At 72.9% G+C, this 16,210-nt stretch carries 6 protein-coding genes and 5 pseudogenes; 6 read left to right on the top strand and 5 right to left on the bottom strand.

Annotated elements, in window-relative coordinates; genetic code table 11:
- Positions 1-392: 392 nt before the first annotated feature.
- Positions 393-8,792: a type I polyketide synthase gene (locus ACFYOJ_RS32690; RefSeq protein ID WP_356557617.1), complete on the bottom strand. Its 8,400-nt coding sequence runs from the start codon at positions 8,790-8,792 to the stop codon at positions 393-395.
- A gap of 541 nt (positions 8,793-9,333) precedes the next feature.
- Here ACFYOJ_RS32690 and ACFYOJ_RS32685 point away from each other — a divergent pair.
- Positions 9,334-9,624, top strand: a pseudogene (locus ACFYOJ_RS32685) (heavy metal-binding domain-containing protein); the annotation flags it as partial.
- Between the two features lie 88 nt (positions 9,625-9,712).
- On the opposite strand, the pseudogene ACFYOJ_RS32680 reads toward ACFYOJ_RS32685, so the two are convergent.
- Positions 9,713-10,357: pseudogene (locus ACFYOJ_RS32680) on the bottom strand (IS5 family transposase); the annotation flags it as partial.
- Positions 10,358-10,865: 508 nt separating this feature from the next.
- Between ACFYOJ_RS32680 and ACFYOJ_RS32675 the strand changes: the two are divergent.
- The 3 genes and pseudogenes from ACFYOJ_RS32675 to ACFYOJ_RS32665 all read left to right on the top strand — a co-directional run bounded on the left by ACFYOJ_RS32675 (position 10,866) and on the right by ACFYOJ_RS32665 (position 12,354).
- Complete coding sequence (locus tag ACFYOJ_RS32675; RefSeq protein ID WP_356557616.1) at positions 10,866-11,045, top strand: hypothetical protein; 180 nt, start codon at positions 10,866-10,868, stop codon at positions 11,043-11,045.
- 278 nt (positions 11,046-11,323) lie between these two features.
- A pseudogene (locus ACFYOJ_RS32670) lies at positions 11,324-11,875 on the top strand (transposase); the annotation flags it as partial.
- A 14-nt stretch (positions 11,876-11,889) separates the two neighbouring features.
- Positions 11,890-12,354, top strand: a complete 465-nt coding sequence (locus tag ACFYOJ_RS32665; RefSeq protein WP_356557615.1) for a GNAT family N-acetyltransferase — start codon at positions 11,890-11,892, stop codon at positions 12,352-12,354.
- A 28-nt stretch (positions 12,355-12,382) separates the two neighbouring features.
- Here ACFYOJ_RS32665 and ACFYOJ_RS32660 read toward each other — a convergent pair.
- Positions 12,383-13,084 (bottom strand): annotated as a pseudogene (locus ACFYOJ_RS32660) (transposase family protein); the annotation flags it as partial.
- Between the two features lie 111 nt (positions 13,085-13,195).
- On the opposite strand from ACFYOJ_RS32660, the pseudogene ACFYOJ_RS32655 reads away from it, so the two are divergent.
- Both ACFYOJ_RS32655 and ACFYOJ_RS32650 read left to right on the top strand, forming a co-directional pair.
- Positions 13,196-13,345, top strand: a pseudogene (locus tag ACFYOJ_RS32655) (IS3 family transposase); the annotation flags it as partial.
- 226 nt (positions 13,346-13,571) lie between these two features.
- Positions 13,572-14,633 (top strand): alpha/beta fold hydrolase, encoded by a 1,062-nt coding sequence (locus tag ACFYOJ_RS32650; RefSeq protein ID WP_356557614.1) that lies wholly within the window; start codon positions 13,572-13,574, stop codon positions 14,631-14,633.
- Between the two features lie 462 nt (positions 14,634-15,095).
- Here the strand turns inward: ACFYOJ_RS32650 and ACFYOJ_RS32645 are convergent, their stop codons facing one another.
- The gene (locus ACFYOJ_RS32645) at positions 15,096-15,293 is read right to left on the bottom strand and encodes a transposase (protein ID WP_356558801.1); all 198 of its coding nucleotides are present in this window, start codon (positions 15,291-15,293) and stop codon (positions 15,096-15,098) included.
- A 49-nt stretch (positions 15,294-15,342) separates the two neighbouring features.
- Positions 15,343-16,188, bottom strand: coding sequence for an IS5 family transposase (locus ACFYOJ_RS32640; RefSeq protein WP_356558803.1), 846 nt, complete (start codon positions 16,186-16,188; stop codon positions 15,343-15,345).
- Between the last annotated feature and the right edge of the window lie 22 nt (positions 16,189-16,210).

Genomic DNA, 16,210 nt, shown 5'->3' with positions numbered 1-16,210 from the left:
CGGCGGCCGGCTTGCCTTCAACGGCACGCTCATCGAGACCGGCACCGACTCCGACCTGCTCGCTTCCAGCAGGGCCGAGGGCGGGGGATCCGCCAAAGTTCGACTGACCCGCGCACGTCCCCAGCCAAGGCCGGAGACCGACCATCCCTAACAGACCACGCGCGAACGCCGGCACAAGATCCATGCCCTGCTCGACGCAGGCGTCGGCCTCATGGACTGAGCCCGCCGCCTCGACGTCGCCCTGAACACCGTCAAGCGCTACGTCCGCACCCCCTGAACCGCCCGCCGACGGGACCGCCCATCCCCCGGTCAGGAAGGCGATCCTGGCCACCCGGATACGGAACCCGTCGGACCCGCGCGCGGCCGCGGTCGAACGACCGGGCGGACCGGGATCACCGCGCCTCCCCGGGGTCCCCCGACCGGTGCCGGGCACCGGGGCGGCGTCGGCCGGGACCGGCCAGCCAGTGGTGGACCGCGAGCGCGGTGGTGCGGGCGTGCTCCTCCAGCACGGTGAAGTGGTCACCGGGCACGGTGACTTCGGTATGCGGCAGGCTCCAGACCGGGGCGGGCTCCGCGCCGGGCAGCGGGTCCCGGGCCCGTACGAAGAGGGTGGGGGAGTCGAGCGGCGAGGGCTCCCAGCCGGTGAACAGCTCGAAGTACCCGGCCATGGCGGTGAGCCGGTCCGGGTCGGCCGAGGGGAACTCCGCGGCCCGGAGCAGCATGTCCGACGTCATCGCGGAGAGCGCCTGCCCACGGTCGTCACCGCTGGGGTAGGTGTCCACCAGGACGACGGCGAGCGGGGCGGAGCCTTCGGCCTCCAGTCGCTCGGCCACGGCCTGGGCCACCCAGCCACCGGCCGAGCGGCCCAGCAGGACCACCGGTCCGTCACCCGCGACCGCACGGACGGCGGTGGCCTGAGCGGTGACGAGGGCGTCCAGAGTGGCCGGCAGCGCCTCTCCGGCCGCGAACCCCGGGTGCCGCACCGCCGACACCGGTCGCAGACCCCGCAGCCCGGCGCCGAAGCGCGCGTACTCCTGGGGCCCCGAGAGCACGCTGAGGGCGGGGAAGCAGACCAGCCGGGGCCCCGCGCCGCCCGGTGCGAGCGTGACGGGGCCGAGCGCCGCACGGGACGCGTCGGCCGTGCCGAAGACCGGACGGAGGCGCGCGGCGATGGTGAGCAGCGCCATGGCGTCCCACGTCCGCCCGCGGGCGCAGGCGGTACGGAAGAGCGCACCCAGGGAGGCGTCCGAAGCGACTGCGGCGTCCGGGCCGCCCGCCGCCCGCGCCGGTGCTCCCGGCCGACCGGAAACACCGGCACCGTCGGAAGCCCCGGCGCCGCCGGAAACACCGTCGTCCACCGGCCGTCCGGAGCCGTCCGGACGGCCGACGGCAGCCGGCCCTCCGGGAGTGCCGGGAGGAATCGCCTCCCGGGCGTACCGCTCCGCCAGCTCGGCGGCGACCGCTCGCGGGGTCGGGAAGTCCAGCAGCAGCGTGGCCGGCAGCGCCAGCCCCGTCGACGTCACGAGCAGGTTGCGCAGATCGACCGCGGCCAGGGAGTCGAGCCCCAGGTCCGCCAGCAGCTCGTCCCCGTCGATCGCGTCCGCCCCCTCCGGATGGCCCAGTACCGAGGCCGCCAGGGCCCGCACCTCCGTGAGCAGCAATCCGTCCCGCTCACCCGGGGAAGCGTCCGCCGGCAGCCGGCCGAGCGGAGCCCCGCCCCCGCCGCCCGCGCCCGCCGCGGCGGAAACGGGCGCCGGGGACCGGCCCACCGCCGGATCGCCGTCGCCGGGGGCGCCCGGTGCGAGGCGGGCCGCCACCACCACCGGGTCGTCACCCGCCACGGCGGAGTCGAACAGGGCCAGGCCCTCGTCCTCCTCCAACGGGCCCAGCCCCGAGCGGGCCATCCGCCGCAGGTCCGCGTCGCCGAGGTGCGCCGTCATGCCCCCGTTCTGCCGCCAGGGACCCCAGACGATCGACGTACCGGGCAGACCGAGCCGCCCGCGGTGCTGTGCCAGCGCGTCCAGCACGCAATTGGCAGCCGCGTAATTGGCCTGACCGGCGGAGCCGAAGGCACCCGCCACCGAGGAGAACAGCGCGAACACGGACAGGTCGCACCCCCGGGTCAGCTCGTGCAGGGCGAGGGCGGCGTCCGCCTTGGGCCGCAGCACCCGCTCCAGGCGGCCGGCGGTGAGCGCCGGGACGATGCCGTCGTCCAGCACCCCCGCGGCGTGCACCACGCCGGTCAGCGGACGGTCCGCCGGCACCGAGCCGAGCAGGGCGGCGAGAGCCGTCCGGTCCGCGACGTCGCACGCCCGGACGGTCACCTCGGCACCCGACTCGCCCAGTTCCGCGACGAGTTCCCTCACCCCCGGCGCGTCCCCTCCGCGCCGCCCGGCGAGCAGCAGATGCCGGACGCCATGGACGGCGACCAGATGCCGCGCCACGAGCATGCCCAGGGAACCGGTGCCGCCAGTGACCAGGACGGTGCCCTCCGGATCGAGCCGCCGCACAGGCCGCCGCTCCTCGGCCGTCCCGGTCACCGGCACCAGTCTCGGTACGTACGCCGTTCCCCGTCGTACGGCGATCTCCGGCGCCGCGGCGGCCAGCAGGGCAGGGAGGCGGCGCCAGGAGCCGGGACGACCGTCCATGTCGATCAGGGCGAAACGGCCCGGGTTCTCCCGCAGGGCCGAACGGACCAGCCCCCAGACCGGAGCGTGAGCCGGTACGGACGTGCTCGCGCCGGGCGTTCCGATGTCTTCTGAACCAGTGCCACCGTCCACCGGACCACCGGTGTCCGGGGCGACGGCGCCGGAGGTGACGAGGACGAGACGGGAACCCGCCGGGCGCGGGTCGGCGAGCCAGCCCTGCACCAGCTTCAGTGCCCAGCCCGCCGCCCACCGGATCTCCGCCGCCGGGTCCCGCGTGTCACCGGCCGTCCCCGGCGGTGGCGGGCACGGTGCCACGAGGACGGCCGGGGCCGCACCGTCCGCCTCCGGAGCGGCGTACACCGGAACGCCGGAGCCCTCGGGCGCGAGCACGTCCACCAGCGGGGTGCCGGCCGCTCCCAGAACGCCCCACGAAGGCACCGCCGCGGGTACGGCCGGCTCGGCCAGCGGCACCCAGTCCGTCCGGTGGAGCGTCCCGGTGACCGCGGCGGACGTTCCCGGTCCGGTACGCGGAAGGGACCGGAGCGTCAGCGAACGTACCGCCGCCACCGGCGCGCCCGACGCGTCGGACAGCTCCACCCCGGCCCGCCCGTCCGGCCCGGGCGTGATCCTCACCCGCAGCCGCCGCGCGCCGGCCGTGTGCAGCCGCACCCCGCTGAAGGCGAACGGCAGGGACACCCCACCGCCGCCCGTCCCGCCGGGCTCCGGGACGCGGCCGTCGAGCGCCAGCGCGTGCAGCGCCGCGTCCAGCAGCGCGGGATGGAGCGCGAACTCCGGACCGCCGGCCTGCGGAGACGCGGCCCCCGCGGCCTCGGGCAGCACGACCTCGGCGTACAGCTCGGCCCCGAGCCTCCAGGCCGCGCGCAGACCACGGAAGGCGGAACCGTAGCCCAGCCCGCTCCCGGCCAGCCGCTCGTACGGATCGGCGTCCGGCCGGCCGGCGTGCAGCGGCACCGCGCCCGGCGGTAGCCAGGGCTCACCGCCGGCCCCGGCGGCGGCCGCGCCGAGGTCCGCCGGCCGCTGCTCCGGCACGAGCGTCCCGGAGGCGTGCCGCCGCCACGTCCGGTCACCGGCCGGGGTGTGCGGCCGGGCGTGGAAGACCACGGTCCGCCGCCCCGTGCCGTCCGGCCCGGACACCTTCACCTGCAGCTCGACCGTGCCGTCGGGGGACAGCGACAGCGGTGCCGTCAGGACGAGTTCGTCCAGGACCGGCGCGCCGGCCGACTCACCGGCGTACAAGGCCATCTCCACGAACGCGGCCCCCGGCAGCAGTACCGCTCCCGCCACCGCATGGTCGGCCAGCCAGGGCCGGTCGCGCACCGAGAGCAGCCCGCTCAGCAGCAGCCCGCCGTCGTCGGCCGTCGGGGTACGGGACGACAGGAACGGATGGGCCGGCGCGTCCGGCGGGGGAGCGGACCGGTGCCGCGGGGCGGCGTCGAGCCAGTACCGGCGGCGCTGGAAGGCGTACGTGGGCAGGGTGACGCGCCGCCCGCCGCGCCCGGCGAAGACGGCCCGCCAGTCCACGGGCACGCCGTGGGCGTGCAGCGCGGCCACCGTGTCGAGCAGGGAGTCCGCCTCCGGACGCGCCCCGCGCAGGGCCGGCAGGACCAGCGGCGCCGGGGGCCGCTCGCCGTCGGGCGCTCCGTTTCGGCCCGGATCCGCCGGAGCCGGTCCGGACGGGGCGAGGCATCTGCGGACCAGGCCGGTGAGCACCCCGTCCGGACCCAGCTCGACGTAGTGCGCCGCGCCCCGGTCCCGGAGATGTGCCACCGTTTCGGCGAAGCGGACCGGGCGCCGGACGTGGTCCACCCAGAACTCCGGCGAGCGCATCTCCTCGTCGCCGGCCGCCCGGCCCGATACGGCGGTGACCAGGGGAAGCCGCGGCGTGGCGAAGGACAGACCCCGCACGACCTCCGCGAAATCGGCCAGCATCGGTTCCATCCGCACGGAGTGGAAGGCGTGACTCACCCGCAGCGGTGTCGTGGACCGGCCCCGCTCCCGGAAGTGCGCCACGGTCCTCTCCACCGCCGCCTCGTCCCCGGAGACGACCACCGAGTCGGGCCCGTTGACGGCGGCGATCTCCACCGCACCCCCCGTTCTCGCCAGATGGGCGGCCACCTCGTCCGCACCGGCGGACACGGCGGCCATCGCACCGCCCGGGGGCAGCGCGTCCATCAGCCGGCCCCGGGCCGCCACCAGCGTGCAGGCGTCCGCGAGGGACAGCACTCCGGCGACATGCGCCGCGGTCACCTCGCCCACCGAGTGCCCTGCCACCAGATCCGGGCGTACGCCCCACTCCTCGAGCAGCCGGAACAGCGCCGTCTCCAGGGCGAAGAGCGCCGGTTGCGCGAACCGGGTCGTGTGCAGGAGCGCGCCCTTCCCGGTGTCCGGGCCGGCGAACACGACGTCCCTCAGCGGCACCGGCAGCAGCGGATCGAGCAGGGAGCAGCACTCGTCGAACGACCGGGCGAAGCCCGGATGCAGCCCCCGGGACTCGTACAACTCGCGCCCCATGCCGACGCGCTGGCTTCCCTGGCCGGTGAAGAGGAGGGCCAGCGCGCCCCGGCGGCGGGACGTGCCCGTCCGTACCCGGGACAGGGGTGAGCCCTCCGCCACCGCCCGCAGGGAGGTGAGCAGTTCCGCACGGTCCCGGGCCACGACCACGGCCCGGTGCGTGAAGGCGGCGCGGGTGGTGGCCAGCGAGTACCCGATGTCCACCGGGGCCGCGTCCGGGTCGGCGGCCACCCGGTCGTGCAACCGCCGCGCCTGGGCCCGCAGCCCCGGCCCGCTCCTCGCCGACACCGGAACAGCCACGGGCACCGGACCAGCCACGGGCACCGGAGCCGTCCCGCCGTCGGCGCGACCGTTCCCGGCCCCGTCGTCCACCCCGGCGGCCGGCGGCGGGGTGTCCCGGTCCGCCGGCGCCTCTTCGAGCACCACATGGGCGTTGGTACCGCTGATGCCGAAGGAGGACACCCCCGCCCGGCGCGGACGGCCCGTCCTCGGCCACTCGACCGCCCGGTCCAGCAGCGCCAGCCGCCCCGACGACCAGTCGACCCGGCCGGTCGGTTCGTCGGCGTGCAGCGTACGCGGCAGCATGCCGTGTGCCATCGCCTGAACCGTCTTGATCACGCCCGCCACCCCGGCGGCGGCCTGCGTGTGACCGATGTTCGACTTCACCGAGCCCAGCCACAGCGGACGCTCCCGCTTTGCCCGCCCGTACGTCGCCAGGAACGCCTCCGCCTCGATGACGTCGCCCAGCCGGGTACCGGTGCCGTGCGCCTCCACCGCGTCGACGTCCCCGGGGGCCAGCCCGGCGTCCGCGAGGGCCTGCAGGATCACCCGCTGCTGTGCCGGGCCGTGCGGTGCCGTCAGTCCGTTGCTCGCCCCGTCCTGGTTCACCGCCGAGCCGCGCACCACCGCCATCACCGGAAGCCCGGCGCGGCGTGCTTCGGACAGCCGGCTCAGCAGCAGCATGCCGACGCCCTCGGCCCACCCCGTGCCGTCGGCGGACGCGCCGAACGCCTTGCAGCGGCCGTCCGGGGACAGGGCCCGCTGCCGGCTGAACTCCACGAACGACAAGGGTGCCGACATCACCGTGACCCCGCCGGCCAGGGCGAAGGAGCACTCGCCGCGGCGCAGCGCCTGGGCCGCCAGGTGCAGGGCGACCAGCGACGAGGAGCAGGCCGTGTCCACCGTGATGGCCGGGCCCTCCAGGCCGAAGGTGTAGGCGATGCGGCCGGAGGCGACGCTCCCGGCGCTGCCGATGCCGAGGTAGCCCTCGACGTGCTCGGGCGTCTCCGTCAGACGGCCGGCGTAGTCGCTGTACATCAGCCCGACGTACACCCCGGTCGGCGAGCCGCGCAGCGTGCGGGGGACGATCCCCGCGCGCTCGAACGCCTCCCACGCCACCTCCAGCAGCAACCGGTGCTGCGGGTCCATGGCCACGGCCTCGCGGGGGGAGATGCCGAAGAAACCGGGATCGAAGCGGTCCACGCCGGTCAGGAAGCCGCCCTCGCGCACATACGTCCGCCCGGGCCGCCCGGGGTCCGGGTCGTACAGCGCCTCCGTGTCCCAGCCCCGGTCCGTGGGGAACGGACCGATGGCGTCCGTCCCGTCGGCCACCAGCCGCCACAAGTCTTCGGGGGAGCTCACGCCGCCGGGGTAGCGGCAGGCCATCCCCACGATCACCACGGGATCGTCGTCCGCCGGGGCCACGCCCCGGTGCGCGGCCCCGGCGCCGGACGGCGCGGCGGCGCTTTGCGAACGAAGGTGGGCGGCGAGCGCGGCGGCCGTGGGGAAGTCGAAGGCGACGGCCTCGGAGAGCGGGAGACCGGTCGCGGCCGACAACCGCTCCCGCAGCACGGTCGCCGCCAGCGAGTCCATGCCCAGGTCGCGGAGTGCCGTGTCGGGTTCCACCGTCCTCGCCGTGCGCCCGAGCACGGCCGCCGCCTCGCTGCGCACCAGGTCCAGCAGGTCCGCCGCCGGCTCCCCGGCCGCCGCGGCGCCCAGCGTCCGTGCGGGCAGGCCGGCCAGGGCGTGCCGTCGGACCTTCCCGGAGGCGGTACGGGGGATGTCCTCCACCTCGTACAGCTCGGCCGGCACCTTGGCGGCGGACAGTTCCGCACGGCAGGCGGCCAGGATCGCTCCCCGGTCCAGCACACCGCCCGGCCGGGGGACCAGATAACCGACCGGTACCTCGCCGAGGACGGGGTGCGGGCGTCCCGCCACGGCGGCGTCCGCCACACCGGGCAGCCGCCGCAGCACCGCCTCCACCTCCGACGGATGGATGTTCGTCCCGCCCCGGATGATCAGCTCACTCGTCCGGCCGGTGATCACGAGCTCGCCGGAGGCATCGATCCTGGCCAGGTCCCCGGTGCGGAACCAGCCGTCGCGCAGTACCTCGGCGGTGGCCTCCGGCCTGCCGTGGTAGCCGGCCATGACCCCGGGCCCGCTCACCCACAGTTCGCCCTCGCCGGTGTCCCGTCCGTCCGCGCCTCCACCGACCCGGACCCGGGTGCCGGGCAGTACCCGGCCGCACGACCCGGCCGCCGGGGTGTCGCCCGGCGCCGCCATGGTGACCGGGCCCGCCTCGGTGCTGCCGTAGTGCTCGAGGTAGGGGGTGCGGCAGACCGTCTCGAAGGACCTGCGGAACTCGGGCCCCGCCGAGGCGCCCCCGCTGACGCAGCCCCGCAGCGCGGGCGTCCCGAGCCGGCGGTCGTCCGTCCCGCCCTCCTCGCTCCGGACGGCGTCGAGCAGGGCCGAGTACGTCGTCGGCACGCCGCCGAGGAGGGTGCAGGGGGCGTCCGTACGGCGCAGTTCGCCGAGCACCTCCGCCACCGAGAACCGGGGCGGGAGCACGGCACTCGCCCCGGTCGCGGTCACCCCGAGGACGCAGACCACCTGGCTCATGGCGTGGTGGAGGGGCAGAGGCCACAGCAGCCGGTCCCGTTCCGACAGGCCGAGGACGCCGACGAGGCCCGCCGCGACCGGCGCCAGGCGGTTGCGCTGAGTGGACAGGACCCCCTTGGGGGTGCCGGAGGACCCGGAGGTGTAGAGCAGCCAGGCCGCCTCGTCCAGTCCGAGATCGTCCCGGGCGGGAGTCCCTCCGTCCGTACCCGCCAGCACCTCGTACCGCAGGACGTCGCCCGTCGCCCCGGCCCCGTCCGCGGGCTGGCCGGATTCCCCGGACGGCGAAAGGGCCGCGTCCTCCTCGCCGCCCTCGGCCACCACCACGACCAGCCCGGGACGCGACAGCAGTCCCCGCCGACGCCGCAGCCGGGCCTCATCGGTGATGAGCACGCGCGCACCGCAGTCCTCCAGCAGGCGGTCCAGCTCCGCCCACGTGCTCCCGGGATCCAGCGGTACGCCCACCCCGCTCGCCCGGGTGACGGCGAGCAGACTCTCGACCGCCTCGACGCGGTTGCCGAGCAGGACGGCCACCCGCTCGCCCCGCGCCAGCCCGGCCTGCGCCAGGTGGCCGGCCAGCCGCTCGGTCCTGCGCTCCAGGTCCCGGTAGGTCAGCCGCGTACGGCGGTCCTCGAAGGCGACCTTCGCCCCGAGCCGCCGGGCATGCTCCCGAAGCGTCTCGGAAAGCGGCCTGATGACGCCCGTGTCTGTACTCACTCGCTGCTCACTCGCCGCTCATTCGCTCGAACCCGCCGGTGATCCCGTAGGTGAGGATGGCGGCGTGCTCCGTCCGGTTCCCTCAGGGCGCCGGCACGGTGGACATCGTGAACGGGGCCGCCGAGTCGGAACAGGCCGGGGCCGCTGAGACGGCTCGGGTTCCGCGGGTTGCGGACGACCAGCTGCTCGCGATGCCGGTGGACCGGGCCCGGAGCGAGGGCCTGCGGTTGACCGGCGAGGGCGGGCTGCTGCGGCAGCTGGCGCATCCGGAGCCGGTGAGCCGGGGACACATGCCGGCCCCCGTCCTCGCGGTGGATCGCCCCGCTGACGCCGTGGATGCCCGGCTCACCCCCGACGCTGTCGGCCACCTGATCAGGGTCCACGAGGCGCACGAGCGGCCCGAGAGCACTCACCGTCCACTCCGCCGGGTCGCACGAACACGCCGGCGCGACGGAACGGGGCTGGGAGTGAACCGGAACCGCAGCGGCGTCGTTGGGCGGGTGTTCGCTCGTTCATCTCCTTCTCTTTCCAAGGCGGTTGCGTGCCCATCGACGACTACAGCGGAGGCACGGTGCAGGGCTCGGAGGTCCTGGTCGTGACCACCGACGACGTGCCCGGACACGAGGTGACGAAGGTCATCGGGGAGGAGTTCGGGCTCACGGTGCGTTCCCGCAGCCTGGGTTCCCAGCTCGGCGCCGGCCTGAAGTCGGTGATCGGCGGTGAGCTGAAGGGGCTGGCCAAGACGCTGGTGCAGACCCGGAACGAGGCGATGGAGCGCCTGGCCGAGGCCACCAGGCCCACCAGCGCATCCGCCGCTGTCACCATCGTCCTCACCTTCTCCTCGAACCCTCTGGCGGGTCGTCTCTTCGGAACCGTTTCGTTCGCAGTGCTCCCCGTGCCGACCGTGCCCGCGGCGGCCCTCGGTGCCGGCCCAGGTGTCGGGAAGACTCGACGCCCTTGCGGGCAAGACGGTGCCGGAGAGCACGGGACGCGAGCCAGCCTCGCGGGTGACGGTAGTAGTAGCCCTTGTCGGTGTGCAGTTTGCCGGGCCGCCTGCGCCGTGGTCCGCGGCGGGAGCGGATGGGCGGGATGCCACGGACCAGGGGGATGAGGGCCTGGCTGTCGTGGAGGTCGGCGGCGGAGATGCCGATCGACAGGGGCAGGCCCTGACGGTCGACGACGAGGTGGATTCTCGATCCCTTCTTGCCGCGGCCGGCCGGATGCGGTCCCGTCGGCTGCCCCCTTTGAGTGCCCGGACGCTGACGGAGTCGATCGCGCACCGCGACCAGTCCGGCTCGCCCCGGGCTCCGAGTCCCTCCAGGACCAGGCGGTGGAGCTTGGCCCGCACTCCGGCCCCGGTCCACTCGGTGAACCGCCGGAAGGCGGCCACGCCCGACAGGCCGAAGCCCGGTGGCGGCTGGTTCCAGGTGCAGCCCGAGGGGGCCGCGAAGATGATCGCGGCCAGTACCTCACGGCCCCCCGCCGACGATGCCCTCCACTCTGCGGGCGACCGGCGCCGGTGGCACCACCTGCTGGAACAAACTCCACAGGTCTTCCGGCGCCATCTGCTCGACAAGCGCAGCAGCCCTCACCCAGACTGCCGCAAGACCACGCCAGGTGAAATGGCGTCTGAACCTCCGGGGGCAGAACCCCACCCGAAAGACCTCACAGGCGCTCTCGGGAGCGACTGCTCGCATGGTTGTTCTAGGTTGACTCCATGGGTAGGCCAAAACCGCACGAGGTGCCCCCGCCGTATCGGCGGTTCGCTGGGTACTGCCATGTCTGCGACGCGGGTCTGCAATGGGAGGCGAACAGCCGTACGGCGTTGGTTGACGGTGAAGGCAACTCATCGTGCGAGGAGTCGTTCACGGGGCGGCACGTGCTGATACCGCCGAGCTGGCGTCGCGGTCGGGACTGACGACGGGCCTGTAGCGTCCGCAGTCCGGGATGGTGTCCTGCTGCATGGGGTAGGGGATCTCCGCGGCTGAGTGCGCGGGTTCTGCTCCCTCGGGTGCACCGTCTGCCGGTGACGGTGTCCTGCTCACCTGGCAGGCCACCGTGCAACTGTCCGGAGTGAACGGGCTGTTCGGTTCCAGGGGGTGCACGGTGGCCTTGTCCCGGCATAACCTGTTTCGCCTGCTTGAGCCACTATGTTCGGCCGATGGTCTTGAACTCGTTTGTGAGGCCGCCGAACGGCTGCTGAAGGAACCGGTCGAGGCAGAGGCCACCACGCCGCTCACGCCCACCAAGTGAGTCATGCCCAAGACCTGTGGATCGAGCCCGGGGAGCACGTGAAGGGGCGTACCTTCCCGAGTGATCGGCTGATGGTCATCGAGTAGGCCGGTGTTCGCCCCACCGGCCGGGAAGGCACGTCCGTGCTCAGCGTAGTCAACGTCGACGGCTCCACGCCGAACGGCTCCCTGATCGACGAGATCGTCCGCGAGGGCGCACGGCGGGTGCTGGCCGCCGCCCATGAGGCCGAAGCCAACGCGTACATAGCTGAGTCGGCCGACGAGCGCGACGGGAACGGCCGGCGGGGCATGCGCGCCCCGGTCCTGGCGGTCGGCGACGGAGCCCTGAGCCTCTGGAAGACCCTGGCCGAGGTCTTCCCGGAAACCCGCGAGCAGAGGTGCCGGGTTCACAAAACCGCCAATGTTCTGGACTCCCTGCCGAGGTCCGCGCAGCCGGGGGCGAAGAAGACGATCCAGGACATCTGCAGCACCGAGGACCGCGACCATGCCGAGGCGGCGATCAGGACGTTCGCCCAGCTCTACGGCGCGAAGTTCCCCAAGGCTGCCAAAAGGATCACCGATGACCGGGAACAGATGCTGACGAGCTACGACTTCCTCGCCGAGCACTGGGTCCACCTACGGACCACGAACCTCATCGAGTCCACGTTCTCCACCGTCCGCCTGCGGACCAAGGTCACCCGCGGCGCCGGCTCCCGCACCGCTGCCCTCTCCATGGTCTTCAAGCTCGCCGGGTCAGCACAGGCCCGCTGGCAGGCCGTGAACGCACCCCACCCGGTCGCCCTCGTCCGCGCCGGAGCCCGCTTCGAACACGGTCGGCTCATCGAACGTCCTGGAGTGATCGCCGTATGAACGCCGTTGCCGTGCGACCGGCGGTCCCGGCCGACAGCGAGTTCTGCTTCCAGCTCCACAAGGCCGCCATGGGTGACTACGTCGCGGCGATCTGGGGCTGGGATGACGACGATCAACGCGCCTATCACGATCGCGGGTTCGAGCCCGATCGATGGCAGATCATCACTGTCGACGGGGCCGACGCAGGCACATTGGTCGTCGAGTACCGCGCGACCGAGGTCTACCTGGGACGGATCGAACTCCATCCCCGCTACCAGGGGCGAGGCATCGGTGCCCGGCTGATCCAGTCCCTGATCGATGCCGCAACCCAGCGGGGCCAGCACCTCATCCTTGACGTGCTCGCGATCAATACCCGTGCTCATGCCTTCTACCAGCGGCAAGGTTTCCGGGAGGTGGCCCGGCACGGGGAGAACAACAGGAAGATCCGAATGCGCTTCACTCACCGGCAGACCAACGAGTGAAGATCGCTGAATCACCCGTTCCACAGGTCTTCAGTCGGGCGTGGTCACGGTTGAACTGCTGGTAGTGCTCGGGCTGTTCGCGGTGGTGGTGGTACGGGGTACGGAAGGTGGCGCCGGCACCCTGGTAGGCGCGGTCGGCAAGGACGAGGATCTGCCGGGTCAGGCAGGCCTGCACGATGCCATGGGCCCGGGTTGGGGGTACCCCCGGCCGGAGGGTGGGGGAGGACAGGTCATGGGTTCTGCCCGGTGTCGCGCGGGAGAACCACAGCGGGGTGCCGTCGGGACGGGCGATGACCTGCACGTTCATGCCGTGCCGACGGTGCTTCATCGAGTAGTACGGCTCGTCCGCACCGATCCGGTCGGTGGGGATCAGGGTGCCGTCGACGATGACGTGGTCGCCCTCACCGAGCCCGGTGAGGGCTTCATGGAGACCGGGCGCCCAGCCGGCCAGCACGCCCAAGGTCTCGTCGACGTAGCGCCAGGCGGTGGCCTGGGATATCCCGAAACCGGCTCCGAGCTGCGAGAACGTCTCGTTCTTCCGCAGGTGCACCAGCGTGAGCAGCGCCTGCTTGAAGCAGCCGAGCTTCCGCCAGCGGGTGTTGCGGGCCTGGCGGTGTTCGTGCAGCAGCCAGGCGACATGTTCGACAAGCTCGTGCGACACGTCGAGCATGGCAGGATACGGAACCAACAGGGCCCCTCCGGTCGCCGGCGTGATGAGTGAGATCACCACGCCAACGACGAGGGGCCCTGCCTCGTCACCACACCCGCTGACCAGCCCATTTCACCCTCCAGCACAGGATGAAAGAGGTTCACTGAGTCGATCACACCTCGGCGGTCCCGGAAGACGCTCTCCCAGGGCGAGCCGGCCACCGCCGAGTGGGCCGACTGGTACAACCACAGACGGCTCCACGGAGAGACAGGCCATGTCCCGCCGGTCGAATACGAAGCCAACTACTACACAGCACTCACGAAACCCCAGGTCACAACCTGAGATCTCCGACGAATCCGGGGCGGTTCAGCTCCTTCGACGTCGAGATCCGCAAGGCCATCTGGCGCGGAGCCTGGCGAGGCGGCGGCCGGTGCGGGCCGTTTGCAGGTCCCGTCCTCCGGCGCGGGGCAGCGGAACCATTCGTACCGGTAAGCCCGTTGGAAACAGTGGCACCGTCGAACCCGGAACATTCGTTCCCAGCGCACCGTCCGGAAGGATGCAACAGACCATGAGTTCGCGCCGTTCCCTGCTCCTCGCCGCCGCCGCAAGTCCCGCCGCCTCCCTGCTGGCTCCCGCGGTGACCGCCTCCGCGGCTGCGTCCGCGTCGCCGTCCCGGGGAAGGACGGGCGACGACCCTGTTTACACCGAGCCGATCGGCATCGGCCTGGAAGGCTTCCCCTCCCCGTTCCCCTTCTCCTTCCTCCGCCTGGTGGTCCAGGGCGAGGTGGTCAACATGGCGTATATGGATGTGGCGCCGAGCGGCCGGGCCAACGGGCAGACGGTCACGCTGCTGCACGGCAAGAACTTCGACGGCGGAGCCTGGGCGCCCACTGCCCGGGCGCTCGCGAAGGCCGGTTACCGGGTCGTCATACCCGACCAGATCGGCTTCGGGCGCAGCAGCAAGCCCGCGGTCGACTACGGTTTCGCAATGCTCGCGGACAACACCGTCGCGCTCCTGGACCACCTCGGTGTGGACCGTACGCATCTCGTGGCCCACTCGATGGGCGGCATGCTCGCCACCCGGTTCGCCCTCCGGCACCCCCGCCGTACCCTGCGGGTGGCGCTGGCCAATCCGGTCGGCCTGGAGGACTACCGCGAGCTGGTCCCGGAGCACACCACCGAGAAGCTGTTCGCGGACGAGCTCGGCAAGACCGACCAGGCGGCCCTCCGTGACTTCTACCGGGGCTATGTGGTGCGCTGGCGCCCCGAGTACGAGCGCAATGTGGAGATCCGCTGCCGCGTCACGCTCAGCGGTGAGTACCCGCGCTGGGCGATGGCCGCGGCGCTGACCTACCAGACCGCCTACCACCAGCCCGTGGTCCACGAGTTCGGCCGGCTGCGCGCGCCCGTCCTGCTGGTCATCGGGCAGGAGGACCGGACGGCCATCGGCAAGGAGTACGCCGCCCCGGCCGACCGTGACAAGCTCGGCAACTATCCGGTCCTGGGCAAGCGCACAGCGGAAGCCATTCCCGACGCCCGCCTCGTGGAGCTGCCCGGGGTGGGCCACAATCCGCAGATGGAGGCCGCCGGCCGCTTCCAGCGCGAGCTGATCCGGTTCTTCGCCGGGTAGCACGCGGCCGCCCCGACGCCCCGCCGGCGGGGCGTCGGGGCGGCCGCGTGCTGCAGCAGTGACCCGGGGGAGGCGGCCCGGCCCGGCCGGCAGGCTGCCGCGGCCTGCTCCTGAAGCGCCTGGACGGAACCTGCACGCCGGCCTCGATCAACGATGACGACGTGGCGATGAGCACCCTCGGGGGCCACGAAGAGACGCTGTGACGGCCCGGCGACGGCATTCGGCCGTGAGAGGACGGGACGCCGCACGCGCCGTACGGGCCACCGCAGTTGGGGAAGAGTTCAGCTGGGTGAACAGACGGCTCGCACGGGTGATGCCGGGGTGAATGCCGTGGACGTGCCGTGGGCGGCCCCCCGGTTCCTCCACCCGGCGGCGGGCTCCGTGCCCACCCGCCCCGAGCGGGGAAGTTCACCCAAAGATCATTTCGAGCCGACGTACACCCCGGCCGGTCAACTCGGCGTGCTACTGATCTTTTCGTAAGTTCGGTGGGCGTGGTGGGTGGATGGTCAGGCCGGTATGGGTGAGGAATGACCATGGCAGTCGGGGGTTGGTGTTGATGCGGTGGATGCCTTGCTCGGTGGCGTCGGCGACATCGGCGAGGTGGTCACCGGCGAGGTTGGCGAGTTGGCGCTTCTTGAGTGAGGACCACAGCAGTTCCACCGGGTTCAGCTCGGGAGCGTAGGCGGGTAGAGGGTGTCTGAAAAGCCCCTCAGTGGACTGGGCTTGCGAGGCGACGCACCAGGAGCATGGCCATGGCGAGGTAGATGGCATTTTCTGAGCAGACGCGCAGGTACTCGTAGTCCTTCGACAGGCGGCGGCACCGTCCCAGCCAGGCGAACGTCCGTTCCACCACCCAACGACGCGGGACCACCGCGAACTGGGGCACTGCCGGCGGCGGTGCCCCCACCTGGGCCCAGGCCGGACGGAAACCACCGTCACGGCGCTGCACGATCTCCACGGTGATACCGGTGGCCTCCAGAGCCCAGGCGTGGAAGTCGGCACCGCGGTAACCCTGGTCCGCCCACACGTGCCGCAGGCGCGGGAAGGCATCGGCGGCCCGGGCGAACAGCACCACGGCGCCATCGCGGTCACCCACACTGGCCGGGCTCACGCACGTGGCCAGGACGGTGCCGCGGGTGTCGACGAGCAGGTGCCGCTTGATGCCGCTGACCTTCTTGCCGCCGTCGTAACCGTCCAGGCCGCCACGTTCACTGGCCCGGACGCTCTGGCTGTCCACGACGGCGGCGCTGGGAGTGGGATCCCGGCCGAGCTGCACCCGCTCGCGTTCACGCAGCGCCGTCAGCATCTGCTCCCACACGCCGTCCTCCTGCCAGCGCCGCCAGTAGTGGTAGACCGTCTGCCACGGCGGTAAGTCATGCGGCAGGAGTCTCCAGGTACAGCCGGCCCGCAGCCGATATGCCAACGCGTTGAGGATCTCCCGCCGCGCGTGCTTCGCCGGTCGCCCACCAGGCTTGACCGCCGGAACCAGCGGACGAAGGATCTCCCACTCCCGATCGGACAGATCCGTCGAGTAACGGGTACGCAACCCGCACACCCCAGCCCCCGAAAGTACGTCG

Origin of the sequence: Streptomyces sp. NPDC006384, assembly GCF_042870695.1 — a bacterium.
Classification (GTDB): Bacteria; Actinomycetota; Actinomycetes; order Streptomycetales; family Streptomycetaceae; genus Streptomyces.
Note: the sequence above shows the minus strand (reverse complement) of the source record. Positions and strands in the feature narration are given on the sequence as shown.

Bases quoted from the DNA above. Each gene is read 5' to 3' on its own strand.
- ACFYOJ_RS32665 (WP_356557615.1), top strand. From the start codon at position 11,890: ATGAACGCCGTTGCCGTGCGACCGGCGGTCCCGGCCGACAGCGAGTTC.
- ACFYOJ_RS32650 (WP_356557614.1), top strand. From the start codon at position 13,572: ATGAGTTCGCGCCGTTCCCTGCTCCTCGCCGCCGCCGCAAGTCCCGCC.